Source organism: Rhodococcus sp. NPDC003383, assembly GCF_053589115.1.
In genome coordinates this window covers 88,992-112,840 of record NZ_JBSFRG010000008.1, presented here as the reverse complement: position 1 = coordinate 112,840, position 23,849 = coordinate 88,992, and the positions used below count along the sequence as shown (strand labels likewise).

Annotated in this window: 22 protein-coding genes; 3 read left to right on the top strand and 19 right to left on the bottom strand. The window is 67.2% G+C overall.

What is annotated here, in order from left to right; translation table 11 throughout:
- Positions 1-31 precede the first annotated feature (31 nt).
- The 17 genes from ACWDTS_RS10025 to ACWDTS_RS09945 all read right to left on the bottom strand — a co-directional run bounded on the left by ACWDTS_RS10025 (position 32) and on the right by ACWDTS_RS09945 (position 18,664).
- Positions 32-1,033 (bottom strand): MlaD family protein, encoded by a 1,002-nt coding sequence (locus tag ACWDTS_RS10025; RefSeq protein ID WP_450118063.1) that lies wholly within the window; start codon positions 1,031-1,033, stop codon positions 32-34.
- Entirely contained in the window at positions 1,030-2,043 is a 1,014-nt protein-coding gene (locus tag ACWDTS_RS10020) for an MlaD family protein (RefSeq protein ID WP_450118062.1), read from the bottom strand. Before ACWDTS_RS10020 ends, ACWDTS_RS10025 begins: the two co-directional genes overlap by 4 nt.
- Complete coding sequence (locus tag ACWDTS_RS10015; RefSeq protein WP_450118061.1) at positions 2,040-3,116, bottom strand: Mce family protein; 1,077 nt, start codon at positions 3,114-3,116, stop codon at positions 2,040-2,042. Before ACWDTS_RS10015 ends, ACWDTS_RS10020 begins: the two co-directional genes overlap by 4 nt.
- A 10-nt stretch (positions 3,117-3,126) precedes the next feature.
- Positions 3,127-4,005, bottom strand: a complete 879-nt coding sequence (locus ACWDTS_RS10010) for an MlaE family ABC transporter permease (RefSeq protein WP_197250419.1) — start codon at positions 4,003-4,005, stop codon at positions 3,127-3,129.
- A complete protein-coding gene (locus ACWDTS_RS10005; protein ID WP_197250422.1) occupies positions 4,005-4,820 on the bottom strand; it encodes an MlaE family ABC transporter permease in 816 nt (271 codons plus the stop codon). Before ACWDTS_RS10005 ends, ACWDTS_RS10010 begins: the two co-directional genes overlap by 1 nt.
- A 41-nt stretch (positions 4,821-4,861) precedes the next feature.
- Complete coding sequence (locus tag ACWDTS_RS10000; RefSeq protein WP_450118060.1) at positions 4,862-5,908, bottom strand: ABC transporter ATP-binding protein; 1,047 nt, start codon at positions 5,906-5,908, stop codon at positions 4,862-4,864.
- A 287-nt stretch (positions 5,909-6,195) separates the two neighbouring features.
- Complete coding sequence (locus ACWDTS_RS09995; RefSeq protein WP_450118059.1) at positions 6,196-7,839, bottom strand: FAD-dependent oxidoreductase; 1,644 nt, start codon at positions 7,837-7,839, stop codon at positions 6,196-6,198.
- A gap of 48 nt (positions 7,840-7,887) precedes the next feature.
- Complete coding sequence (locus ACWDTS_RS09990; protein WP_450118058.1) at positions 7,888-9,219, bottom strand: NlpC/P60 family protein; 1,332 nt, start codon at positions 9,217-9,219, stop codon at positions 7,888-7,890.
- Positions 9,220-9,463: 244 nt separating this feature from the next.
- The gene (locus ACWDTS_RS09985; protein WP_450118057.1) at positions 9,464-10,084 is read right to left on the bottom strand and encodes a TetR/AcrR family transcriptional regulator; all 621 of its coding nucleotides are present in this window, start codon (positions 10,082-10,084) and stop codon (positions 9,464-9,466) included.
- Between the two features lie 139 nt (positions 10,085-10,223).
- Entirely contained in the window at positions 10,224-11,459 is a 1,236-nt protein-coding gene (locus ACWDTS_RS09980) for a cytochrome P450 (RefSeq protein ID WP_450118056.1), read from the bottom strand.
- Between the two features lie 24 nt (positions 11,460-11,483).
- Positions 11,484-11,702 carry a ferredoxin gene (locus ACWDTS_RS09975; protein WP_248675066.1) on the bottom strand — a complete coding sequence of 73 codons (219 nt, stop codon included), beginning with the start codon at positions 11,700-11,702 and terminating at the stop codon, positions 11,484-11,486.
- 38 nt (positions 11,703-11,740) lie between these two features.
- Positions 11,741-12,613: an SDR family NAD(P)-dependent oxidoreductase gene (locus tag ACWDTS_RS09970; RefSeq protein WP_450118055.1), complete on the bottom strand. Its 873-nt coding sequence runs from the start codon at positions 12,611-12,613 to the stop codon at positions 11,741-11,743.
- Between the two features lie 309 nt (positions 12,614-12,922).
- On the bottom strand, positions 12,923-13,534 hold the full coding sequence (locus tag ACWDTS_RS09965) for a TetR/AcrR family transcriptional regulator (protein WP_197251379.1): 612 nt from the start codon (positions 13,532-13,534) through the stop codon (positions 12,923-12,925).
- A 188-nt stretch (positions 13,535-13,722) separates the two neighbouring features.
- A complete protein-coding gene (locus tag ACWDTS_RS09960) occupies positions 13,723-14,565 on the bottom strand; it encodes an enoyl-CoA hydratase-related protein (RefSeq protein WP_420751079.1) in 843 nt (280 codons plus the stop codon).
- Positions 14,566-14,603: 38 nt separating this feature from the next.
- Entirely contained in the window at positions 14,604-16,121 is a 1,518-nt protein-coding gene (locus tag ACWDTS_RS09955; protein ID WP_420751078.1) for a class I adenylate-forming enzyme family protein, read from the bottom strand.
- A 137-nt stretch (positions 16,122-16,258) separates the two neighbouring features.
- Positions 16,259-17,692, bottom strand: coding sequence for an MFS transporter (locus tag ACWDTS_RS09950; protein ID WP_450118054.1), 1,434 nt, complete (start codon positions 17,690-17,692; stop codon positions 16,259-16,261).
- A gap of 9 nt (positions 17,693-17,701) precedes the next feature.
- Positions 17,702-18,664, bottom strand: coding sequence for a PDR/VanB family oxidoreductase (locus ACWDTS_RS09945; protein WP_450118053.1), 963 nt, complete (start codon positions 18,662-18,664; stop codon positions 17,702-17,704).
- A 112-nt stretch (positions 18,665-18,776) separates the two neighbouring features.
- On the opposite strand from ACWDTS_RS09945, the gene ACWDTS_RS09940 reads away from it, so the two are divergent.
- From ACWDTS_RS09940 to ACWDTS_RS09930, 3 genes are all read left to right on the top strand, one after another.
- Positions 18,777-19,568, top strand: coding sequence for an SDR family NAD(P)-dependent oxidoreductase (locus ACWDTS_RS09940; RefSeq protein WP_450118052.1), 792 nt, complete (start codon positions 18,777-18,779; stop codon positions 19,566-19,568).
- 43 nt (positions 19,569-19,611) lie between these two features.
- Positions 19,612-20,475: an alpha/beta fold hydrolase gene (locus ACWDTS_RS09935; RefSeq protein WP_450118051.1), complete on the top strand. Its 864-nt coding sequence runs from the start codon at positions 19,612-19,614 to the stop codon at positions 20,473-20,475.
- Positions 20,476-20,559: 84 nt separating this feature from the next.
- Entirely contained in the window at positions 20,560-21,216 is a 657-nt protein-coding gene (locus ACWDTS_RS09930) for a TetR family transcriptional regulator (protein ID WP_197251437.1), read from the top strand.
- Positions 21,217-21,285: 69 nt separating this feature from the next.
- Here the strand turns inward: ACWDTS_RS09930 and ACWDTS_RS09925 are convergent, their stop codons facing one another.
- On the bottom strand, positions 21,286-22,773 hold the full coding sequence (locus tag ACWDTS_RS09925; protein WP_450109119.1) for an aldehyde dehydrogenase: 1,488 nt from the start codon (positions 22,771-22,773) through the stop codon (positions 21,286-21,288).
- A 19-nt stretch (positions 22,774-22,792) separates the two neighbouring features.
- Entirely contained in the window at positions 22,793-23,617 is an 825-nt protein-coding gene (locus ACWDTS_RS09920; RefSeq protein ID WP_450109118.1) for a mycofactocin-coupled SDR family oxidoreductase, read from the bottom strand.
- Between the last annotated feature and the right edge of the window lie 232 nt (positions 23,618-23,849).

Below are 23,849 nucleotides of genomic sequence, written 5' to 3'. Positions count from 1 at the left end.
GTGTCATCAAGACGGAATGTCGAGGGCCGCATCAGCATTGACGTCCCGGTACGGGGACACAGATGTCCGAGGCCATCAGGGTGCCGCCGCCGATCTCGGCGATGCCGGTGGGCGTGAGCCAGTTCGCGAGCTGATCGCGGGTCGCGGCCAGTGCATCGATCGACGGCCCGAACTCCGCGTTGAACTGCTCGATCATGCCGCGGACCTGTGCGATGCCGGCCGCCACCTCCTCGCGATGGTCGAGGTAGTACTCCTCGTAGGGCGCGACCGTCATCAGGACGTGGCCGAGCAGCCGGTACGCCTCGTTGAAGCCCGCGTGGGTGGTGTTGTAGGTGGCGAACACGATGTCGATCTCGCGGATCAGGTCGAACACCATCTGGCGGCTCGCGTTGAACGTCGTGAGGTACTCCGAGGCGAGGCTCGCGACGGTGTGGACCTGGGCGCGCTGGTGGTCCATGACGCGCGCGACCGCGCTCATTCCGGCGATCACCGATTCGACGGAGCCGGGGTTCTTGTTCAGGGCCTCCGCGACCTGCGCGAGGTTGGCGTCGATCAGCTCAGCCTCGACGTTGTCGGTGACGTTGGGGGCCGCCTGCAGCACGTCGCCGATGGAGTACGGGACGGTGACCTGCGCGGCGGGGAGGGTGGAGTCGCCGAGCGGAACCTCACCGAGGGGAACGAGCGTCACCGCGTAGCCGCCGACAGGGGTGAGCATGCGAACCTCGACACGGGTGTCGGTGCCGACCTCGAGGTCGTCCTCGACCTCGGCGGTGACGCGCACCGAGGTGTCACCGAGCCGCATGTCGGACACCTTGCCGACGGACACACCCGCGACGCGCACGTCCTGCCCCACCGAGATGGCCGAGACGTCGGTCGTCTCGAACGAAATCGTCTTCCGCCCGGGCGGATTCGTGTACAGGACCGCGGTGGCGACGAGACCCAGGGCGACGAGAACTGCGACGCCCGCGCCGATCCGGAGATCGTTGTCGAACCACGCCGCGATGCGGCCCGATCCGAATCGTCCCTTACTCATGACGCGCTGCATACGACGACCTCACTACCGTTGAGAAGAACCTGGACATCGGTCGGCAACTGGGCGAGACCGTGGGTGCAGCCCGCTCCCGCGCCAGCGGGCAGACTCGCCGGCAATTGCAGGCCGGCGACCGCCGGGGGCAGCAACCGGATGGCGTCCGCGGCTTCCTCCAGCGACGTGAATGCGTCGGCGACCATCGCGTCGACGTCCGCACCCGGCGCGAGCCCATAGGCGTCGAGCAGCCGCTTGACGGGGGTCAGGAACTGCGGACCGTAGGACGCGGTCTTCGGGAACTCGTCGAGAACGGTCATGGCCTTTCCGATCGGGAAGCTCACGGAGCGAAGGAATTCGACGACGCCGTCGGAGCGGCCGCCCATGCTGTCCGCGATCCGGGCGAGATTGTCGGCGAGGGTGGACAGGACCTGCTCGCGGTCGGCGGCAAGGTCGGCGAGCTTCTGCGCGTCGTCCATCATCGGGGCGAGACCGCTGCCGTCGCCCTGGAGCAGCGAGATCGCGTTCTCGGCGAACCGGTTGATGTCCTCGGTGCTCATCGTGGCGAGCACCGGCTGGAGGCCGTTGAACAGCTCGGTGATGTCGAACGACGGCCGGGTCCGTTCGAGCGCGACGTGGTCCACCGGCGTGCCGGACCCGGATCCGAAGTCGACGTCGATGTACCGCACGCCGGTCAGGTTCTGGTACTTGACCGCCAGGGTGGTGTCGTCGGTGAGGGTGTAGGGCGCCTCCATCGTGAATCGCACTTCGGCGATGGTGCTGCCGTCGCGGCGGTGCAGGTCGATGGACTCGACCTTCCCGATGCGGACGCCTCGGGTGCGGATGTCGCCGTTGGATCCGAGACCGGACACGTCGGAGAATTCCGCGGTGTAGCTGCGGGTGGCGCCGTCCACGGGGCTGCGCATCGCGCTGATGACCAGACCGAACAGCATGACCGAGATGACCGCCGCGATCACGAGTTTGACGATGGTCGCGATGTAGGTGGCTCGGGTCGTCATCGCTCGCCTCCTTCCGGGGCCGGTGCCGCTCCGAGTCCGAGGGGCGCTGTGAACGAGGGGAAACCGTCGACGAGGATGCGCAGGCGCAGGCGCTGTCCGTCGGGGGTGTCGACGAAGGTCGAGTCGAGGCGCCGCACGATCTCGCGGGCCGCGGCCGGAGTCATACCGCCGTTGACGAGGTGCGGGAAGACGTCCGAGGCCACGACCACCGTGTCGATCAACGGGGTGAGTTCACCGCCGTGCGACGCCAGCAGGGCGCCGGCCTGACCGAACAGCTGGTTCGCGGCGAGCGTCAGACCCGCATTCGCTTCGTCGAACACCGCATCGTCGACGCCGATCGAGCCGTCCGCGAGGTGGTTGTAGTTGCTGTCGTAGATGGCCATGAGGGACGCGATCGCCTGCTCGCTGAATCCGGGCATCGCCTCGAGGATGTCGTTGAAGCGTGCGATCTGGACGGTCGGGAGTTCCTGCTGAGTCGCGGCGACGTGATCGGCGACCTCGACGCCGGTGTCGATCCACGGCGTCAGTCCGTCTAGGTAGTGGACGGTCTTGTCGAGCGACGAGATCATGTCGTCGGTCAGGGTGCCGTCGATGGTCAGCGAGCCCTGCTCGATCATCGTCGACATCGTGTAGTCGCCCTGTGGTTCACGTGCGAGTTCCATCCCGGAGGCGATCGGGTTGCCACCCGGCTGCGCGACGAGGTTCACCGCGGACGTGCCGAAGTAGTTCTCGGGCCGGAAGTCGAGTTCGAACCGGTCGGTGAGTCCGCCGATCTGCTCCTCGTCGAGAACAAGGTGCATCCGCACCGATTCGGTGTCCGTGCGTTCGAGTTCGGTGACGGTTCCGACGGACCGGCCGCGCAACACGACCTTCGTTCCTTCCGTGACGCCCGGTCCGACATAGGCGACGTCGACTGCGACGTCGATTCCCTTCGGGGCGGACCACTTCGGGTACATCGTCGCGCCGACGGCGGCTGCGACCCCGAGTACCGCGAGGGTAGCCATTCCGGTCGTTGCCAGCCTCCGCGACTGCTCTGCCGCTGTTCCGCGCAGGAAGTCCTGGCTTCTCGACATGTTCGTTTCCTCATCCCTTGAAGACAAGTTCGGGGCTCAGGCCCCAGATGATCACCGTCATTACGAAGTTCAGGACGACGATGGCGACCAGGCTCGCGCGGATCGCACGTCCCGACGCCGAGCCGACACCCGCCGGCCCACCCGACGCGAAATACCCGTAGTAGCAGTGGATCATCGTGACGACGGCACAGAAGATCAGGGCTTTGGCGACCGACGCGGCCAGATCCGGAACGTTGAGGAACTGGCCGAAGTAGTGGTCGTAGGTGCCGCTCGGCTGGTCGTGGAAGTTCTTGACCACAAGACCACCGGTGATGAAGCTGACGACGAGCGCCATGAGGTAGCCGGGCAGGACCACGAGCATGCTGCCGATCAGGCGGGGTCCGACGACGAACGGGATCGCCTGCAGACCGATCGATTCGGTCGCGTCGATCTCCTCGGAGATGCGCATGGACCCGATCTCGGCCGTCATCCGGCAACCGGCCTGGGCCGCGAAGCCGATGCCGGTGATGATCGGCGCGATGACGCGCACGTTGCCGAACGAGCCGATGATGCCGGTCAGGGCGCCGAAGCCGAGCAGGTCGAAGGCCATGAACGCCTGGATGGCGACGACCGCGCCGACTGCGATACCGAGGAAGAACATCAGGCTGATGACACCGCCGTCGACGACGAGCGACCCGTTGCCCCAGGCCATGTTGTTCATCGTCGCGAGGGTCTGCTTGCGGTAGTGCTTGACGGTCTTCGGGAGCAGGTAGACGGTGCGGGCCGTGAACAGCACGATCTGGCCGAGTTCCTCGACCGCTCCCCTGGCGCGTCGGGTCACCGCGCCGAGGCGTGCCGAGACCGGCGTGTGCTTGCGAATCCCGCGATGCGCGGGTGTTCCGGTCGTCATCACGCGAGCCTTGCCGGGAAGAACATCAGCTGGAGCTGGCTGACGACGAGGTTCGCGATGAAGATGCAGAACACGCTCAGCACGACGGAAGCGTTGACGGCGTTGGCGACGCCGGTCGGTCCGCCCTTGGCCTCGAGGCCGCGCAGACCGGCGATGAGCACGACCATCGCGGCGAAGATCACCGATTTGAGGACCGAGAAGGCGAGGTCGGTGGGGGTGGCGAAGGCGCCGAAGGACTGCCAGAAGCTGCCCGGCACAACGTCGTTGACGTTGGCGGAGATGGTCAGGCCGGCGGCGACACCGGCGGCGATGATGACGATGCACAGCATCGGGGCGATCGCGATCATCGCGAGGAAGCGGGGAACGACGAGGCGCTGGACAGGATCGATGCCCATGACGCGGATCGCCTCGATCTCCTCGCGGATGGATCGCGCGCCGAGATCGGATGCGATCGCCGAGGCGGCCGCGCCGCTCATGAGGAGACCGGCGGCCATCGGCGCACCCTGACCGACGACGCCGAGGCCGCTGGCCGCGCCCGCGAGGGAGTTGGCACCGACCTGGTTCATGATGCCGCCGACCTGGACCGAGACCTCGGCGCCGATCGGGACGGCCATCAGGAGCGCCGGCAGCGCGGTGACCTTGAGGAGGATCCACATCTGCTCGATGACCTCGCGCAGGGGAAGCTTCATCGCGATGGTGTCGGTGACGCAGTAGCGCAGGACGTTTCCGCCCAGGCGGGCCGACCGCCCGATCGTCGCGAGGGACGCGGCGGGCTTGCTCGTGAGGTACTTCGCGACGCGCGACAGGCCCGACATCCCCCGCTTCTTTTCCGCCGGGGGTGCGATGGCGGGTGCGCTCATCGGACGACCACCGCCGGGATCTCTTCGGTGGGGGCATCGAAGTCCTGATACCCGGTGTACGCCGGCTCGGCTCCGAGGCTTTCGCGGATCGCGTGCTGCGCTGCCTCGGGCAGCGTGTGCAGGATCGAGCGGACACGGTCCTGGCGGCGGGCCACGGCGCGGCGTTCGGGCATGCCCGGCGTGGCCTGCATCTGCGGCACGATGCCCTCGACGTCGTCGACACCACCGGCATGATGCCCCGCGTCGACGAGCGCCTGCTCGTGCGCCATCTGCGCCTCGTCCTTCTCCTCCGACATCCCGATCGGCCCGATCATCGTGCCGTTGAGGAACTGCTTGACCACCGGCTCGTCCGAGGTCAGCAGCACCTCGCGCGGACCGAACATCACCAGTTCCCGACGGAACAGCATGCCGATGTTGTCCGGCACCGTCCGCGCCAGGTTGATGTTGTGCGAGACGATCAGGATCGTCGCGTCGATCTCGGCGTTGATGTCGATCAACGTCTGCGAGATGTACGTCGTGCGCACCGGATCCAGCCCCGAGTCCGGCTCGTCGACCAGGATGATCTGCGGATCGAGCACCAGCGCCCGGGCCAGGCCGGCACGCTTGCGCATACCCCCGGAGATCTCACCGGGCAGCTTGTCCTCGGCCCCGAGCAGACCGACCAGCTCGAGCTTGTCCATCACGATCTTGCGGATGTCGGACTCGGACTTCTTGGTGTGCTCGCGCAGCGGGAAGGCCACGTTGTCGTACAGGTTCATCGACCCGAACAGCGCGCCGTCCTGGAACAGCACCCCGAACAGCTTGCGGATCTCGTAGAGCTCCTTGCTCGAGCACTGCAGGATGTCCGTGCCGTCGATGACGATCGATCCCTGCTCCGGGCGGAGCAGACCGATCAGCGACTTCAGGAACACCGACTTACCCGTACCGGACGGGCCCAGCAGCGCACTGACCTCCCCCGCGGGCAGCGTCAGCGTCACATCACCCCAAATTCGTTGTGAGCCGAACGACTTCGTGAGTCCTTCGACCGAGACCTCGACACCCATCGGTTCCCTCCCGTTCGCCGCTGCTTCGGCGCGTGCCGTCGGCAGCGACTGTCAGCGAATCATCATGTGTTGACACAGGTTCGGCACTCTTGCGGCCTCGCAGGGCTTCACACGGGCCGCGCGCTGGGACTCGATGTGACCAAAGTCCCGATCGCCGATAACTGTGATTCAAAATACGAATATTGTCAATCGTTGCGTCGTCGTGTCTCACCCCTGAATTCACCCCGCCTCAGGAGAACTGGACAAGTTGCCATGAAGCGGACATTTCGACGCACTGCCGACCGCCACTAGCGGCCCAGAGTCGCCGGCTCACCCCGCGCCACCGACACCATGTCTCCGACGCTCACGACCTTCACCCGGGGCCGTCCGGCCGAGCGTCCCTCCCCTCGCTCGAACGCGTCGATGCGACGCCATCCCTGCAGGTCGATGTAGTCGGGGTGGCGGGCGCACACAAGCTCCGCAAACGCCTTACGGTCACCGACCGGCGGTGTGTGCAGGCCGTTCACGAAGTCACCGACGATCGCGGCGGCGGTCTCCGCCGAACACACCTTGTTGGATCCGATCACACCGCTCGGCCCACGCTTGAGCCATCCGGCCGTGTAGACGCCGGGAACGCGGTCGCCGGACTCCGGATCGATCGCCGCGCCCGCCGCGTTGGGGATCACCCCGCGGTCCTCGTCGAACGGCACGCCCGACTGACGCATGCCCCGGAATCCGATCGACCGGAGCACCAACCCGGTCTCGATGTTCTCGAATTCGCCGGTGGCACCCTCGAGCGTATTCACCGCGGTTCTCAGAGACTCGACGCGTCCGTTTCCGAGTACTTCGACGGGCGATCGCAGGAACTGGAGATGGATGCGGCGCCGGCCCGGCGCGGGTTCCGTCGCGACGTACCGCGTGAGAATGTCGGCTCGAATCCGTTCGAGCGCAGACATTTCGGCACTTCCGGTGCCGATATCGGAGGCCGTCACGTAGACGCCCGGGAGGTCGCCGAGGCCGAGCAGTTCCGGTGTGCTGAACGCCGCCGCGCCCGCTCCCCTGCGGCCGAGCACGACAACCTCCCGAATCCGGCTCGCAGCAAGCGCTTCCAGCGCGTGTGCGGCGATGTCCGTCTTCAGCAGCCGGGACACATCGGACGTGAGAACGCGGGCGACGTCGAGCGCGACGTTGCCGTTGCCCACGACCACCGCGCGCTCGCACGACAGATCCACCCGCAGGTCCGCGTAGTCGGGATGACCGTTGTACCAGGCGACGAACTCGCGAGCGGACATGCTGCCCGCCAAGTCTTCTCCCGGCACTCCGAGTGCACGATCCCCGGTGGCGCCGTTCGCGTACACGACGGCGTGGTGGTGGCGCAGAAGATCCTCGTGCGTGAGATGACGGCCGACCTCGACGTCGAGGTAGACGTCGATGTTCCGGCGCCCCATCATCCGCGTGAACGTGCCGGCGATGTTCTTCGTGGAACTGTGGTCGGGTGCGACGCCGTAGCGGACGAGTCCACCGGGCACCGGGAGCCTCTCGATCATCGAGATCTCGACGTCGAGGCCCCGGTGCGACGTGAGTGCCTCCGCCAGGTAGCACGCCGACGGCCCGCTCCCCACGATCGCGACGCGCAGCACACCCGCCTCCGCGGACACCTTCGGCAGCTCGACGGCGGGCATCGGATCAGGCGTCGGATTGTCTTGGTAGTAGGCGGCATTCATGTCGACGAACGGCTGCATCTCGGGCGTGAGGTCCTCGGGCGGCACGATCGCGTCGACCGGGCATTCGTCCACGCAGGCGCCGCAGTCGATGCAGGCCTCGGGGTCGATGTAGAGCATCTCGGTGCGACCGCGGGTTCGCTCCTCCGGGGTCGGGTGGATGCAGTTGACCGGGCAGACCGCCACGCATCCCGCATCGTTGCAGCACGGTTGTGTCACCACGTGCGCCATCGTTGATCACTCCTCGTAACAGCTGTTGTTCTTCGTGTCCGGTCGGTCTCAGACGATGCGGCGGGCCCGCATGTCGGGGAAGACGTCTCCGATGCGGACCACGTCGCCGGTGGTCGGCGCGTGGACCATCTGTCCGCCACCGATGTAGATACCGACGTGTCCGGGGCCGGCGGCCTGCCAGTTCCCGAAGACGAGGTCGCCGGGGCGGGCTTCCGCGAGCGGAACCTCGACGCCGACGTGCCACTGAGTCTCGGACGTGCGCGGCAGCGCGATACCGGTGGCGGCGTGCATCGCGAACGACGTGAGCCCGGAGCAGTCGAAACCGCCGCCGGACGGTCCGTCGATGTTGCCGCCGCCCCACACGTACGGCAGGCCCAGGTAGCGGAATGCTGCGTCGATCACCCGCTGACCGATGTCGTTCGCGGCGGGCAGGCCGAGTGCCACGAAGGGCGCGAGGAGCCGCTCGAACACGGGCCGGGCGGCGAGGATCTTCGCGACGTAGGGCTTGGTCTGGTTCTCGTAGTCGGGCAGGCCCGACGGCATCCCGCCCGAGCGTAGGACCGCGCCGAGCCCGGCGTTGTACGAGGCGAGCGTGAGCCCCAGGGTGTCGCCGGTGACGCGGCCCTCGCTCTTCCATGCCTCGATGCGAGACCAGTTGTCGCACAGCAGGTGACCGGACGCCATCACCGGGTCGGCGACGCCCAGGACGTCGGCCTTGCCGTCGCCGTCCGCGTCCTTCCCGTAGGCGTCCCACGTGCCGGGCATGAACTGCCCCGGTCCACGCGCCCCGACCGGCGAGATCGGCGCGGTGGGGCCGTAGCGGAAGCCGTTCTCGACCGAGTAGAGAGCGGCGAGTACGGGCGCGGTGACACCCTCGCAGATCGAGCCGGCCTTCTTCAGCCACGGCGCGAACACGGCGATGGCTCCGATCGGAGCGAGTGACGTGCCGGGGACGATCGCGGGAATCTGCGGGAGAACCGCGGGTGCACCCGCAGCGGGCGTACCGGTCGAGGCACCGAAGTCGATGCCCCACGGGTTGGGTCGCGCCGCGGGGGCCGCGATCGTGGGCGCGCCGTCCGGCGCGGGCGATACGGCGACATCGGTCTCGGTGGCCGACGATTCGGGCGTGTGCGGATCGGTCACGCCGGCGAGAAGCTCCTGGGTATCGGCCACAGCCTGCCGGGCCGGGGCCTGCACCTCCACGGGCAGCGAGGCGAACGCATCGTCGAGTTGTGCGCCGAGGTCGGCCGCGCCCTGCTCGATCGACGCGGCGAGCGCGGCCGCGGGTTCCTGGACTTCCTCGGGTACATCGACGCCGAGCACTGCGGTGCTGACGGCGGAGGCCACTGCCACGATCAACGACGACGGATCCACTGTCATGGTGGGGTAACCCTCTCGGATCGATGGAGTCCACGTCGTCGATCTCCGTCTACGGGGCGGGCTGGGATTCTCCGCTGATTCTCGCGGTCGACCGGACGTCGTGGATAACAAGATACAAAGTTCGTATTTTGTTATACAGCATGTGAGCTGGACCACGCAACCAATGCTGTGCCATGAAATGGCAACGGCCCGTGGACAATAAGTCCACGGGCCGTTGAAATTCGGACCGGAGGTTGCGGGATTGCTAGCGCATGACCTCCACCGGAGTGGAGACGATCCCGGGCAGAAGGAGGTTGGTGAGCAGGCGCTTGTTCTCGGGACCGGTCGGATCGCCGAAGTCCATGCGTCCCACCAGAATCAACTCGACCAAAGTGATCCAGTTGCAGATCTCGATGTCGGTGATCCCCTCCCGGATCTCCCCGCGCTCGCGAGCCGCATCGATGAGCGGAGCCCACATCTCGTACGTCAATCGGGATGCGAGACCGGAACTTCCGGCGAGCGCGGTCCGCCGGCCGGCATGCTCCGGGCTGACGATGAGGCGGATCACCGCGTCCTGGCGGCCCTGGTCCACGAGATACAGCAGGCCGTCGACCACCTGTTCGGCGAACGTGTCCCGATCCGAGACATATTCGCGGGCCTGCTCGAAGAGCCTGCGGGATCGGGCCTCAATCATCGACGTCATCAGGGTGTCGCGATCACGGAAGTACCGGTAGATCGTCGGTCGCGACACACCGGTTTCCTTCGCGACGTCGTCGATCGTCGTCTTCGCGATACCGAATCTCTGGATCGCGGTTTCGGCTGCCCTGAGGATCTGCGAACGTGCAGCCTCCGGGTCCTCGCTGAGGACACCGTGACGTCGCGCCATGTGCCCTCCTCGGCCGATCGATACCCAGTCCGCCCCGACGATACCGCAGCCGTGCCGGTCGGCACGGCGGCGGCACCGCCGTGAGAGTTTGCTCGCCTGCCGGTCCGTCTGCCCTCGGAGCCGGCAGGCGAGCGGTGGGTCAGGCGGTCGGTGTGAACCTGATGGGCAGGCGCATGCAGCCGCGGACCTGGCTGGCGTGGAGGACCGGCGGATCCTCCGCGATCAGCGAGTAGTCCGGGATCCGGCGGTGGAGTTCCTCGAGCGCGATGGTCAGCTCGATGCGGGCCAGGTGGGATCCGAGGCACCGGTGCGGACCGCCTCCGAACGACAGGTGCCGGTTCGGGCGACGATCGAGGATGAGCTCACCCGGATCGTCGAACTCCTCGGCGTCGCGATTGGCCGAGCAGAGGGTCAGGATGAGCTGATCCCCCTCCTTGATCTGCACCCCGCCGAGCTCGACGTCGCGGGTCGCGCGCCGCCCGGGAGTCACGGGTGCTTCGAAGCGCAGGATCTCCTCCACCGCGCTGGGGATGAGGGTGTCGTCCTCGATCAGGGCCTGACGCTGCGCGGGGTTGTTGTACAGGTGGATGATCGACCACGCGAGCGCGCCCTGCGTCGTGTGCAGCCCGGCGATCAGCAGCAGGAAGAACATCCGGTACAGCTCTTCGTCCGTGAGGAGCCGCTTGCCACCCTCGAGCTCCACTTCCGTGTGGATGAGCGTGGAGGTGATGTCGTCGCCCGGGTTCTCCCGACGCTCCTGCACCATCTTGTGGAAATAGCCGAACATCTCGAACCCGGCCGCGACCTGCGCCTGCTGGTTCTCCTCCGGGCTCAGCCCGGGCTTGCCCAGGAGGACGGTGTCGGTGGCCTCGGTGAACAGCGGCGCGTCTTCGAGGGGCCAGTCCATGAGCGCCAGGAACACGCGGGTGGGCAGCTCGTGAGCGAACTCCGTGATGAATTCCGCCTCGCCCTTACCCGCGAAAGCGTCGATCAGGTCGTTGGTGTGGGAGCGGATCTGCTCCTCCAGCGCCTTCATCCGGTTCGGGCTGAACAGCGGCTGCATCGCCAGGCGGTAGCCGGTGTGCTCCGGCGGATCCAGCTCGATCGGGATGAACTTGCCCATGCCACCGGGGCCGGTGACGAGGTTGTTCGGGTAGCTCGAGAAGGTCTCCGGGTCGCGGAGAATTTCGTGGATCTCCTTGTAGTGCGTGACGATCCAGTGTCCGCCGTGCGCGGTGGAGTACACGACCGGGCCCTTCGCCGCCAGCTCGGCAACCCGCTCCTGCACGGTGTCGACAGGCTGCGCGAGCGTCTGGTCGTAGATGTCGAAGTCGACGACGAGTTCGTCGGGTACCGACTTTTCGGTGGTTGTCATCAGGTGTTCCTCGGGCCGGAATCCTCAGCGGGATTCGATGGTCAGCGCTCGCTCGGGGCAGACGACGGCCGCGGCTTCCGCGGCGGGCACGTCGTCGTCGGACAGAAACTCCTTCAGGAGAACGGGATATCCCTGGTCGTCGCAGTCGATCAGCTGCGGGGAGGTCGAGTAGCACAGGCCGTGACCGGCGCAGGCCGAGCGATCGACGACGAGCTGCCGCGTCTGTTGCCGGGTATCGGACACGATCCGATCCCTCCTTTCGAAAGCCTCTGCGCGCGAAATCAGTTGGATTCGAGCGTGGGCTTCAGTTCGTCCTCGGGGAACATCATCGCGACGCGGGAGAGAGTGCCGCCGTCCGTGGCCGGCAGGGTCAGACCCGTGATGTAGGCGGCGTCGTCCGAGATGAGGAACAGGGCGGCACGCGCGTTGTCGCCGAGTGACGGCGGGCGGTTGAGCTTGAGCGGGATCGGCGAGATGCCCGGATCCCAGGGGCCGGCGACCTCTTCGTAGGACTTGCCGACGACCGGAGTTCCCGCGGGCGCAAGGAAGTTCGGCGACATGCCGTGGGTCGGAGCGACGGCGTTGACGCGGATGCCGTACTTGCCGAGGTCCAGGCTCAGGCCGCGCACGAGGCCGTTGACGCCGGCCTTCGTCGCCGAGTAGAGCGCGATGCTGTGGTAGGCCGCGAAGGACGCTGCCGAGGAGGTCGCGAGAATGACACCGCCACCGTTGGCGCGGAGCGCGGGCACCGCAGCCTTGGCGGTGTAGACGACGCCGCTGAGGTTCACGCCGAGGACTTCCTGCCAGTCGGCGTCGGTCAGGTCCTGGAATTCGACCTGCTCACCACCGGCGACGGACGGAACGCCGCCGCGCGAGACGATGCCCGCGTTGGCCCAGGCCACGTCGAGCTTGCCGAAGCGATCGACAGTGGCGGCGACCGCGTCGATAACCTGCTGTTCCTTGCTGACGTCGGCGGTGATCGCGATGGCCTCGCCGCCCTGCTGCTCGACGAGTTCGACGGTGCCCTTGGCACGCTCGGCGTCGATGTCGACGACGGCGATCTTGGCGCCTTCGGAGGCGAACAGCTGGGAGGCCTCACGTCCCAGTCCGGAACCCGCACCGGTGATGAGAACGACCTTGCCTTCGAGTTTCATGCGAGCTCCTCTGCTCATGGGCTGCTGGGAATTGGGTAGATGCACTGTGCGGCAAGCGGTTCCGACCCTCCTGCCGTTTCGGGGCCCGGAGTGGATGCCGTCGTACCACCTCAGCGAGGGGGCTTGCCGCGTGTGACCCAGGTTACCGCCACGCTACAGCTGACGTCAATCGAAATTTGTAAAGTGATTTGTGAGTGATCGAAAAAGCGGTCGGCCCCGTCCCGTGGAGGGAAGGGGCCGGCCGGGTGGTCGCGGACCGAAAGCCGCTGGGCTGCTTCGAAACCTACCGATCGACGACGGCAGATTCCGTCACGCGGACTGCGCCACGATGCTGGGCAGCAGGAAGTTCGTGAGCATCCGCCGGTTCTCGGGATCCTCCTCCGAGCTGAAATCCATGCGCCCGACCAGGACGAGCTGGACGAGCGCGATCCACTCGCAGATCTCCTCGTCGGTCAGGCCGTCCCGGATCTCACCGCGTTCGCGCGCCTCCGCGAGCAACGGGGCCCACATCTCGTATGTGAGCCGCGCCGCCAGACCGGTGCTGCCGACCAGCGCGGTCGCGAGATCCATGTGCTCGGGGCTCACGATGAGCCGGACGATCGGATCGTGACGGCCCCGTTCGACCAGGAAGATCAGGCCGTCGACGATCTGATCGGCCAGTGTCTTCCGTTCGCGGAGATACGCGCGCGCCTTGTCGAACAACCGACGCGATCGCGCCTCGATCAGGGCCGTGATCAGCGAGTCCCGGTCGCCGAAGTAACGGTAGACCGTCGGCCTCGAAACACCCGCTTCCTTGGCGATGTCGTCCATCGTCGTCTTCGAGACGCCGTACCGCTGGAACATCGACTCGGCGGCCTTCAGGATCTGCGCGCGCGCCTCCTCCGTGTCGTCACTGAGGACGCTCCCCCTCCGTCGCGCCATTGCATTGCTCCTGAAATGTCGATTCCCAGCAGAAAAGTTTCGTTTGATGATACAAGATGCGTCACTTGTCAACGAGTTGGCGCGGGCCTGCCCGGACCACCGCACCCTGTGACACAAAGCGAAACGCCCCGGGAGGTCGACCCCCCGGGGCGTTCGCGACCCGCACAGGCGGGTTCTGTTCTCGTCGGCTACTCGAACAGATCGGGCAGTCCGTCGGACACCCTGTTCGGGAACTCGGGGTCGCGCTTGCCGAGAAACGCGTCGACCCCTTCCTTCACGTCGTCCGACGTGCCACGGACGTAGATGCCGATCGATTCGGCACGATGCGCGATCTCGGGTTCGGGTGCACCGAGCATCCGCCACATCAGCTGACGGGTCAGCGCCACCGAGACCGGCGCCGTGCCGGTCACGAGTTCGCGGGCGAGCTCGACCGCCCGGTCCAGCACCTGATCGGCCGGAACCAGCTCACGGACGAGCCCACGCTCGAGTGCTTCCTGGGCCGGCACCATCCGGCCACCCACCGTCCACTCGACCGCGGTCGAGATTCCGACCGCCCGCGGCAGGAACCACGTCGAGCAGGCTTCCGGCACGAGCCCGCGCCGCGCGAACACGAAACCGAATTTGGCTGTGTCCGCTGCGATTCGGATGTCCGCCGGCAGTGTCATGGTGACACCGACCCCGGCGGCGGGTCCGTTGATCGCCGCGATCACCGGCTTGAGCGACCGGTAGATCCGCAGCGAGACCTGTCCTCCGGTGTCCGGCGGGGCCCCTCCCGTCTCGGGATCGTCGCCGAGGACGAACGTGTCGCCACCGGCCGCGAGATCGGCACCGGCGCAGAACGCACGTCCGGTTCCGGTCAGGACGACCGCCCGCACCGAGTCGTCCGCATCCGTCTCGTCGAAGATCGCGACGAGCTTGTGGCACATCTCGTTGGTGAATGCGTTGAGCCGATCGGGTCGGTTCAGTCTGACGATCGCGATCTCGCCGCGACGTTCGAGGACGACGATGTCGTCGATTCCTGCTTCGGGCACTTGATTGCTTCCTTCCGGGGCCCGCGGACCTGTGTAGGTCAGCGCACCTTGTCGAAACGCTCCGACACGTCCTTGTACTCGGACCGGATCGCGGTCTTCGACAGCTTGCCGCTGGGGAGCCGCGGCAGCGGCTCGTCGCGGATCACGACGTAACGCGGAACCTTGTAATCGGCCATCAACCGGTCGCAGTGTTCGATGATCGTCGCCTCGTCGACACCGTCGCCGACGGTCACGATCGCTGCCGGGGTCTCGCCGAACCGCTCGTCGGACGCCGCGATCACCGCGACCTCCTGGACACCGGGGATCTCGCCGATGACGCGCTCGATCTCGACGGGCGAGACGTTGATGCCGCCGGTGATGATGAGGTCCTTGAGACGATCGACGAACTTGACGCGTCCCTCGGCGTCGAGGGTGCCGAGGTCGCCGCTGTGCAGCCAGCCGTCGCGCAGCGCGGACGCGGTGGACTCCTCGTCGTTCCAGTACCCGGGGGTCACGCCGGGACCGCGCAGCAGGATTTCGCCTTCCTCGCCCGGGTCGGCGTCGGTGCCGTCGTCACGGACGACCTTCAGTTCGGTGAAGATCGAGCCGGAGCCGCACGAGTCCGGGTGATCGAACGCCTCGGCGACGAGGGTCGCGGTCGCGACACCGCCGGCTTCGGTCATGCCGTAGATCTGGCGCAGCGCGACGCCCTTGTCCGCCCACCGCTTCAGCAGCGCGGGCGCGACCGCGGCGCCACCGACGATCGCGGTGCGCAGCGAGGACAGGTCGGCCTTCTCGAATTCGGGTGCCCGCGAGATCGCCTCGAAGATGAGCGGCACACCGAAGATCGCCTGCACCTTGTGTTCGCCGAGGAGCGTGGCTGCCCGTCCCGGATCGAGTTCCTTCTCGATCACGAGGGTGCCGCCGAGGACGGTCGTCATGATCAGGCCCCACACCAGACCCGGGGTGAACACGAGCGGAAGCACCAGCAGCGACGTCGAGCCGGGCCGGAAGCCTTCCTCGGTGAGAGTGGCCTCGAAGACGATGTTGAGCAGGGTGCGGTTGGTGCAGATGACACCCTTGGACAGCCCGGTGGAACCGCTGGTGAACAGCAGTGCCGTCGGCTCGTCGGGGTCGAGGTCGACACGGAAGTCGTCCTGCTCGCCCTCGCGGAGCGGGGTGATGTCGTCGAACGTGAGCGTGGCGAAGGTGTCGCCGAGCTCTCGGGCCTCCTCGACCGTGCCGGTGAACTCGGCCGGTCCGATGACCATGACGGCGCCGGCATCGTCGACCACCTTGCGGAGCTCGGCGGGCTTGAAACGCGGGTTGAGCGGAACGAGCACCGCACCGGCCTTGAGCACACCGAGCGCGACGACCGGCCAGGTCAGCGAGTTCGGGCCGAGCACGCCCACCCGCTCGCCGGGCTTGATTCCGCGATCGACGACGGCGCGAGCGATGCGGCTCGACCAATCCTGGAGCTCGCGATAAGTGAGGGCTTCGCCCGCGACGATGATCGCGTTCTGCTCGCCTTTGGTCTTCGCCCACCAATGCAATGCCGAGCCGACGGTGGTAGCCATGTCTCCCTTGCCTTTCCCGTACCGAGAAGAATCCGAATCGGGTTTGTCCCCAGAAGTTTTCAGCGCGAATGAATCGAGGAGACGGGGTCCTCACGTCGCGTGTGATCCACGCTATCCGCATTTCTGTGAGACGTCAATCAAAATCTGTTACTTGCAAAGCGCGGGACGCTCGCGACGAGTCCCGCAGCCAGTGCCGTCACTCCCCCGACCACGAAGACGGCCACATACGCTCCTTCGGAGGGAATGCCGGTCTCCGCGATCGTGTTCGACGCGAGCAGCGTTCCCACCAACGCACCGGCCAGCGAACTGCCGAACGTCCGCGCGATTGCGTTGACACCGTTCGCAACACCGGTGTCCCGCAGCGGCACGTGCTCCACGAGCATCGCCGGCAGCGCGCCGTACGCGACGCAGACGAAGGCATTGAGAATCGCCACCGCCGTGATCATCTGCCAGGTATGGTCGTGGGCCAGAATCAGAAACACGAACCCGCACACGCCGACGGCACACGCCGTCGCGAGAACCCGGTCTGCACGGAACCTGCGGACCAGGAACCCGCTGATCGCGGCCGCGACAATGCCCACGACCTGGCCCGGCAGCAGGTACACCAGACTCGTCACGAGGACCGACGCGCCGAACCCGTACCCCGCGTCGTCGCGGGAGACCTGCACGAACATCGCAATCGCCAAGAACTGCACGAACATCGCGATGCCCACCAGGAACGCGGCGAGGTGCGCCGGTGCCACCGCGCGAGCCGTGAGAAGGGCCGGAGCCACCAGTGGTTCGGCGCACCGTCGTTGGTGCCGGTACCAGGCGGCGAGCACGAGGACACCGCCGGCGGCACAACCGAGCGTCGGTACGGACACCCAGCCCCAGGTGCCGCCCTGCGCCGGTGCCAGCAGTAGCGCGGACAGGCCGATCGCGAGCCCGAGTGCGCTCCGGACGTCGAACCCCGCTCCGGCACCGGAACCGGCGCTGCGGGGCACCACCGCCCAGGCGATGACAAGAGCGAGCAGCGCGAGCACCACCAGCAACCAGAACACGCGGCGATAGTCGTCGCCCTCTCGGTAGAGCAGTCCGGCCGCGATCATTCCCGCACCGCCCCCGACGCTCATCGTTCCGGACATGACGCCGAGCGCGGGCGTGAGCCGATGCGAGCCGAGTGCGCTGCGCAGGACGGCAACCCCGATCGGGAACAGAGCGAACGAAGTCCCCTGCAGTGCACGGCCGGCGACGAGCACGGGCAACGAGTCCCACGCAACGCACAGCACCGACCCGACGAGCACCACGCCGAGAATCCCGAGCAGTACCTTCCGTGGCCCGCGCCGGTCGGCAAGCCTTCCGAGCAGAGGGGTGGAAACGGTGGCGGCGAGGAGATTCGCCGTCACGATCCAACCGGCGGCGTTCGTACCCACCTCCAGTTGCGTCGCCATCGCCGGCATCAGCGGCACCACGGCGGTCTGCATGACCGCCGTGATCATCACGACGAAACACAGTGCAGGAATCAGCACACCGGGCGGGACGGTGGGGTTGCGTACCCCTCCCCTCGCGGTGGCGAGTCGTTGGGTCACCATAGGCCGGATCTAGAGGTCCAGGGTGAGTTTCGCTGTGCAGCTGCGAGATACGCAGATCATCATGCAGTCGTTCTCGGCCTGCTCGTCTTCGGTGAGCACCGAGTCGCGATGATCCGGCACGCCGTCCAGCACGGCGGTTTCGCACGTGCCGCACGTCCCCTCGCGGCACGAGAACGACACGTCGACACCGGCGCGGAGTACCGCGTCGAGAAGGGTCTCCGACGCGTCGACGGTGATCGTCATGCCCGATTGCCGGAGCTCGACGTCGAACGCCTGGTCGACGGCATCGGCCGGACGCTCCTTGGCCGCGAACCGTTCGACGTGCAGGGCGATACCGGCACGGTTGCGGCACTCGTTCTCGATGGCCTGCAGGAGCGGCTCCGGCCCGCAGCAGTACACGCCGGTGCCGGCGGCCACGGCGTCGAGCTCGCCCGCCAGATCGAGGAGGCCGTATTCGTCCTGGGGACGGAGCAGGACCCGGTCGGGATACCGGGCGACGAGGTCGTCGGCGAAGGCCATGCTCGCGCGGGTGCGCCCGCCGTACAGCAGGCGCCAGTCGGCGCCGGCCGCTTCCGCGGCCCGCACCATGGGCAGCAAGGGGGTGATGCCGATTCCGCCCGCGACGAAGAGGTACGACTGCGCGGGCTCGAAACGGAAGTTGTCGCGGGGACCGGCGATGCTGACGAGGTCGCCGATCTGCAGCGAGTCGTGGACCCACCGCGAGCCACCGCGCCCGTTCTCCTCGCGCAGGACCGCGACGGTGAGGCAGGTGTCGTCGGCCGGGTCGCCGCACAGCGAATACTGCCGGACCGTCGACTCGTCGATGATGATGTCGATGTGCGAGCCGGGATCCCATGCGGGAACGCGCCCACCGTCGGGGTCGGCGAATCGCACTGCCACGACGCCGTCCGCGACGACGTCCTTGCCGATCACCTGCATCTTGTCCTGCTCCGAGTTGCTGTGTGCGGCCATCAGTGCTCCCACTCCCCTGGACCTCGCCTACGCGCTAATCTTATGTAATTAGTTTTAGGGCGCGCAAGGCGCACCCGCGACCACACCGCACGCAGCACCGGGAGAACACCGCATGACCTCGACAGATACCGCCCACCCCGCCGACTCGGTCCTCGACCTCTTCAGGCTCGACGGGTCCGTCGCCGTCGTCACCGGCGCCGGCAGCGGCCTCGGCGCCGGCTTCGCGCGCGCCCTCGCCGAGGCCGGCGCGGATGTGGTGATCGCCGCGCGCCGGCGCGACCGCCTCGAGGCCGTCGCCCCGGCGGTGGAGGCCACCGGCCGCCGCTGCCTCGTCGTCCCCACCGACGTCACCGACCCCGAGCAGTGCACCGCACTCGCGGAAGCCACGATCGCCGAGTTCGGCCGCCTGGACATCCTGGTCAACAACGCCGGTGTCACCCATTCCGCACCCTCGACACGCGAGCGGCCCGAGGATTTCCGCGCCGTCATGGACGTGAATCTGTTCGGCGCCTACTGGGCGGCGCAGGCGTGCGGCCGCGTGATGAACCCCGGTTCGAGCATCGTGAATGTCGCGAGCATGCTCGGTCTGGTCAAGTCGGTTCTCCCCCAGGCCGCCTACGCCGCGAGCAAGGCCGGTCTCATCGGCCTCACCCGGGATCTGTCCCACCAGTGGTCGCAGCGAAAAGGTATCCGCGTCAACGCGATCGCACCCGGTTTCGTCGAGACCGACCTGATCTCCGAGATGTCTTCGGATACGCTCGCAGAGTTCCTGCGCGGCTGCTCGCTCGGTCGCACCGCCACGCAGCGCGAGATCGACGCCGCTGTCGTGTTCCTCGCCAGCCGTGCCTCCGGCTACATCACCGGATCGACGCTCGCCGTCGACGGTGGCACCTCCGGACACTGATTTTCTCGGACACCGATTCCGACGACCAAGGGACGACACACCGATGACGATCTCCACCAGCACGACAAGACTTCGCGGCGACCGGGTTTCACTGGCCGCCGATCTCTGGGAACCGGCCTCCGAGCAGAAAGGCACGGTCCTGTTGCTGCACGGGGGCGGGCAGACACGGCACTCGTGGCAGCGCACCGGAATCCGCCTCGCAACTCGAGGCTGGCGGGCTTACGCCGTCGACGCGCGCGGGCACGGCGACAGCGACTGGGCCCACGACGGCGACTACAGCAGCGATGCGCACGCCCGCGACATCCGCACGATCGCCGACGAACTCGGGGAACCACCGGTACTCGTGGGTGCGTCGATGGGCGGAATGGCCTCGCTCATCGCCGCGGGAGACGACCCCGGACTCGCCCGGGCACTGGTGCTGGTGGACATCACCCCGAAATCCGAACCCGAGGGCCTGGCCAAGATCACCGGATTCATGCGGGCGGGACTCGCCGGCTTCGACAGCCTGCACGACGCGCTCGACGCGGTGATCGCCTACAACCCGCACCGGAGCCGTCCCCCGCGGCTGGAGGGACTGCGCAAGAACCTGCGTGAACGGGACGGCCGCTGGTACTGGCACTGGGACCCGCGGATGCTCGCCCACCGGACGAACCTTCCGGAAGCCGCCGCCGAGCGCGAAGCACGTGCGCGGGCCGCCGCTCGCGGGGTCACGGTGCCGACCCTGCTCATCCGAGGGGCGCAGTCGGATGTGGTCAGCACCGAGGGTGCGCGCGAACTGCTCGAACTGATCCCCGGGGCACGGCACATCGACGTCGGCGGAGCGGGGCACATGGTGGGCGGCGACGACAACGACGTGCTGAGCCGGGGCCTGGTGGAGTTCCTCGACGAGACCGTGCTCACCGCGTGACCACCGGCCCTGCTGGAACCGATACCATTTCTTGCACCCTCCGGGCGGACCCACCCGGAGGACCGTACTAGCCGAAAGCGAATGATGGCCCGACCGTCGAAGCCTCTCATCAGTCGCGCGTCCGCGGTGGCCGCGTCCATCGAGATCATCGACTCCGAGGGACTCGATGCGTTCAGCCTGCCGCGCCTGGCGAAGCACCTCGGGGTGCGGGCGCCGTCCCTCTACCACCATTTCGCCGACAAGTCGGAGATCCTCGCCGCGGTCGCGCAGGAGATCGCCGGCAACATCCCGCTGCCACGGCGCAAGCCCGGCCCGGGATGGCCCGAGTACTTCGTGACCCTGAGTTCGAACTTCCGCAAGTCGATCCTCAAGCATCGCAACGCCGCACCGATCCTGCTGCAGTACCTTCCCCGCGACCTGCTGATCGGCAGCTACGAGGACACCGCGCAGTTCCTGGAGAAGTCCGGGGTACCGGCCCGCCTGCACGTCCAGATTCTCGACGGCATGGAGCGGCTGACCCTCGGTGCGGTGCTGACCGAGGCCATGCGCAAGCCGAGCACGAAGAACACGATCTTCCCCCACGTCGATCCGGAATCGCAGCCGCTGCTCGCCCGGGCGCTCGCCGAGAACGAGTTCACCTCCCGCCAGCTGTTCGAGGAGATGATCCGCAGTTTCCTGTACGGGGTGATGCGCAGCGAGTCGGCCGGGCAGACCGAGGAACTGACGGTTTCGGCGAACTGAATAGGGCGACAAGCGCAACGATGCCCCCGCGGATCGAATCCGCGGGGGCGTCGCCTTTGTGGAGCCGTGTCAGGCAGGCATGTGGACGGTCTTGGTCTCGAAGAACTCCTCGAGGCCCTCGATGCCGCCTTCCCGGCCGAGGCCGGACTGCTTGTAGCCGCCGAACGGCAGGGTGAAGTCCATCGTCGCGGTGTTCACGCTGATGGTTCCGGTGCGGATGCGCCGCGCCACGTCGAAGCCGTGGTCGATGTCCTCGGTGTACACCGCACCCGACAGGCCGTACATCGAGTTGTTGGCGATCGCGATCGCGTCCTCCTCGTCCTCGTAGGTGATCACCGAGATGACCGGCCCGAAGACCTCTTCCTGCGCGATGCGGGAATCGGGTGCCACGTCGTCGAGCAGCGTCTGTGCGACGAAGAAGCCCTTGTCGAAGCCCTCCGGACGTCCGCCGCCGAGGACGACCTTGGCGCCTTCCTCCTTGGCGATGTCGATGTACCCGAGGACGCGGTCCTGCTGACGCTTCGACGCGAGCGGGCCGAGGAAGTTGGTCGGCTCCCACGGGTTGCCCATCGGCAGGGCGCCGTACGCGGCCTTCAGCGCTTCGATCACCTCGTCGTGCCGCTTGCGGGAGACGAGGACGCGGGTGAGGGCGATGCAGGCCTGACCCGACTGCATGCAGCCACCCATGGGCAGCGTCTGCAGCACGTGGTTGATGTCGGCGTCGTCGAGGATGATCGCCGCGGACTTGCCGCCGAGTTCGAGGGAGACCCGCGCGATGCGCTCGCTCGCCAGCGACATGATGCGACGGCCCGCGGCGGTGCTGCCGGTGAACGTGATGTGGTCGACGTCCGGGTTGGTGACGAGGGTCTCCGACACCTCACGATCGGCGCACAGCACGCTCACGACGCCTTCGGGGATACGGCCTTCCGCGACCAGCTCGGCGATGACGTCCGCGAACACGGACGGTGAGAGCGGTGCCTCCGGAGCGGTCTTGAGCACGACCGAGCAGCCGGCCGCGAGCGCCGGGGCGAGCTTGAACGCAATCGTGCCGACCGGGCCGTTCCACGGGATGATCGCCGCGACCACACCGGTCGGTTCCTTGACGATGCGGGACACGCCACCGCCGGCGCGGGGACGCTCCTCGCTGGTCTCGAACGTGCGGGCCACCGCGGCAACCGCCCGGAACAGACCACCGATCATCTGCTGGGTGGGTCCGCTGACACTCACGGGGACGCCGACCTCGACGACGCCGATGGTGGTGAGTTCGTCGAGGCGCTGTTCGAGGCGGTCGGCGATCTCGTCGATGACATCGGCGCGTTCGGCCATGGTGCGCGACGCCCACTCGCCCTTGTCGAACGACTCACGCGCCGCTGCAACCGCTTTGGCTACGTCGTCGACGGTAGCGGTGCGTACCCGCGCAACCTTCTCCTCGGAGAACGAGTCGACGACGTCGACCCATTCGTCGCCGGTCGAGTCGACCCAGCGACCGCCGATGAACACCTGCTCGCGGTCGGCGATCGCCGGGATCGTCGATGTCGTGGCTTCGGTGGTGGACATGCGTGAAAGCTCCTTCGCTTCAGCGGATGTTGTAGCCGGCGTCGACGGGGAACGTGACACCGGTGACGTAGCGGGCCTCGTCGGAGGCGAGGTAGACGACGGCGTTGCTGATGTCGACGGCCTCGACCAGCTCGACCGGCATCGGGTTCTTGTAGGACTCGTCCGCGGCCACATCGGGATTGGCGGTGAGGAATTCCCCGTATTCGGCGTTGGCGACCATCGGGGTGTTCACGCCGGTCGGGTGGATGGTGTTCACCCGGATGCTGTGCGGAGCCAGCTGTTTCGCGTAGATGCGCATGAGTCCGACGACGCCGTGCTTGGCGGCAGTGTATCCGACCTGACCGGGCAGGGTGTTCAGGCCGATGCTCGTGAGGCCGGCGGCGGAGCTCGTGATGATGATCGATCCGCCCTCGCCTCGCTGGACGAGATCCGGCACCGTCACCTCGAGCACGTGCCACACACCGGTGAGCATGGTGTCGATCGCGTCGTGCCAGGCCTGGCGCTGCTCACCGGGTCCGATGACCGGCATGATGCCGGCGTTGGGCAGCACGATGTCGACCTTGCCGAACTGCGCGATGCCCGCGTCGTAAGCCCGCTGGACATCCTCGAGATTGCGGACATCGCCCACCGACGTGACGATCGAGCCTCCGGCCTCCTTGACCAGACGCTCGGTCTCGGCGAGATCGTCGCTGGTGGCCATCGGATAGAACACGGTGGGGATCTGATCGCAGATGTCCATCGCGATGATCGACGCGCCCTCTTCGGCGAGCCGGACGGCGTGCGAGCGGCCCTGGCCCCGCGCAGCACCGGTAATGAAAGCGACCTTGCCTTCGAGTCGACCCATGATTGTTCCTCTGCGGATTGCACGTCCCGACTGCAGTGCGGGACAACGAATGAATGCGATGAAGGCGGTGACTCACCTCATCGCCTGTGAACCACACCACAGACGGTAGTTGCCTACACCCTTTAGGTCAACACCGAACATACTTCGTAATTTGTCTCGTTGCCGCGAAAGGCGGGCGAGAGGGAGGTTGTGTGCGATATCCCCGAGGATTCCGCACACAACCTCCCTCTCG

Coding starts and splice junctions, on each gene's coding strand:
- ACWDTS_RS09995 (WP_450118059.1), bottom strand. CDS start 7,839: ATGGCGCACGTGGTGACACAACCGTGCTGCAACGATGCGGGATGCGTG.
- ACWDTS_RS09970 (WP_450118055.1), bottom strand. CDS start 12,613: ATGAAACTCGAAGGCAAGGTCGTTCTCATCACCGGTGCGGGTTCCGGA.
- ACWDTS_RS10010 (WP_197250419.1), bottom strand. CDS start 4,005: ATGACGACCGGAACACCCGCGCATCGCGGGATTCGCAAGCACACGCCG.
- ACWDTS_RS09955 (WP_420751078.1), bottom strand. CDS start 16,121: ATGGCTACCACCGTCGGCTCGGCATTGCATTGGTGGGCGAAGACCAAA.
- ACWDTS_RS09940 (WP_450118052.1), top strand. CDS start 18,777: ATGACCTCGACAGATACCGCCCACCCCGCCGACTCGGTCCTCGACCTC.
- ACWDTS_RS10000 (WP_450118060.1), bottom strand. CDS start 5,908: ATGGGTGTCGAGGTCTCGGTCGAAGGACTCACGAAGTCGTTCGGCTCA.
- ACWDTS_RS10025 (WP_450118063.1), bottom strand. CDS start 1,033: ATGAGTAAGGGACGATTCGGATCGGGCCGCATCGCGGCGTGGTTCGAC.
- ACWDTS_RS09965 (WP_197251379.1), bottom strand. CDS start 13,534: ATGGCGCGACGGAGGGGGAGCGTCCTCAGTGACGACACGGAGGAGGCG.
- ACWDTS_RS10015 (WP_450118061.1), bottom strand. CDS start 3,116: ATGTCGAGAAGCCAGGACTTCCTGCGCGGAACAGCGGCAGAGCAGTCG.
- ACWDTS_RS09925 (WP_450109119.1), bottom strand. CDS start 22,773: ATGTCCACCACCGAAGCCACGACATCGACGATCCCGGCGATCGCCGAC.
- ACWDTS_RS09985 (WP_450118057.1), bottom strand. CDS start 10,084: ATGGCGCGACGTCACGGTGTCCTCAGCGAGGACCCGGAGGCTGCACGT.
- ACWDTS_RS09945 (WP_450118053.1), bottom strand. CDS start 18,664: ATGGCCGCACACAGCAACTCGGAGCAGGACAAGATGCAGGTGATCGGC.
- ACWDTS_RS10020 (WP_450118062.1), bottom strand. CDS start 2,043: ATGACGACCCGAGCCACCTACATCGCGACCATCGTCAAACTCGTGATC.
- ACWDTS_RS09990 (WP_450118058.1), bottom strand. CDS start 9,219: ATGACAGTGGATCCGTCGTCGTTGATCGTGGCAGTGGCCTCCGCCGTC.
- ACWDTS_RS09930 (WP_197251437.1), top strand. CDS start 20,560: ATGGCCCGACCGTCGAAGCCTCTCATCAGTCGCGCGTCCGCGGTGGCC.
- ACWDTS_RS09920 (WP_450109118.1), bottom strand. CDS start 23,617: ATGGGTCGACTCGAAGGCAAGGTCGCTTTCATTACCGGTGCTGCGCGG.
- ACWDTS_RS09980 (WP_450118056.1), bottom strand. CDS start 11,459: ATGACAACCACCGAAAAGTCGGTACCCGACGAACTCGTCGTCGACTTC.
- ACWDTS_RS09950 (WP_450118054.1), bottom strand. CDS start 17,692: ATGGTGACCCAACGACTCGCCACCGCGAGGGGAGGGGTACGCAACCCC.
- ACWDTS_RS09935 (WP_450118051.1), top strand. CDS start 19,612: ATGACGATCTCCACCAGCACGACAAGACTTCGCGGCGACCGGGTTTCA.
- ACWDTS_RS10005 (WP_197250422.1), bottom strand. CDS start 4,820: ATGTCGGGCCTGTCGCGCGTCGCGAAGTACCTCACGAGCAAGCCCGCC.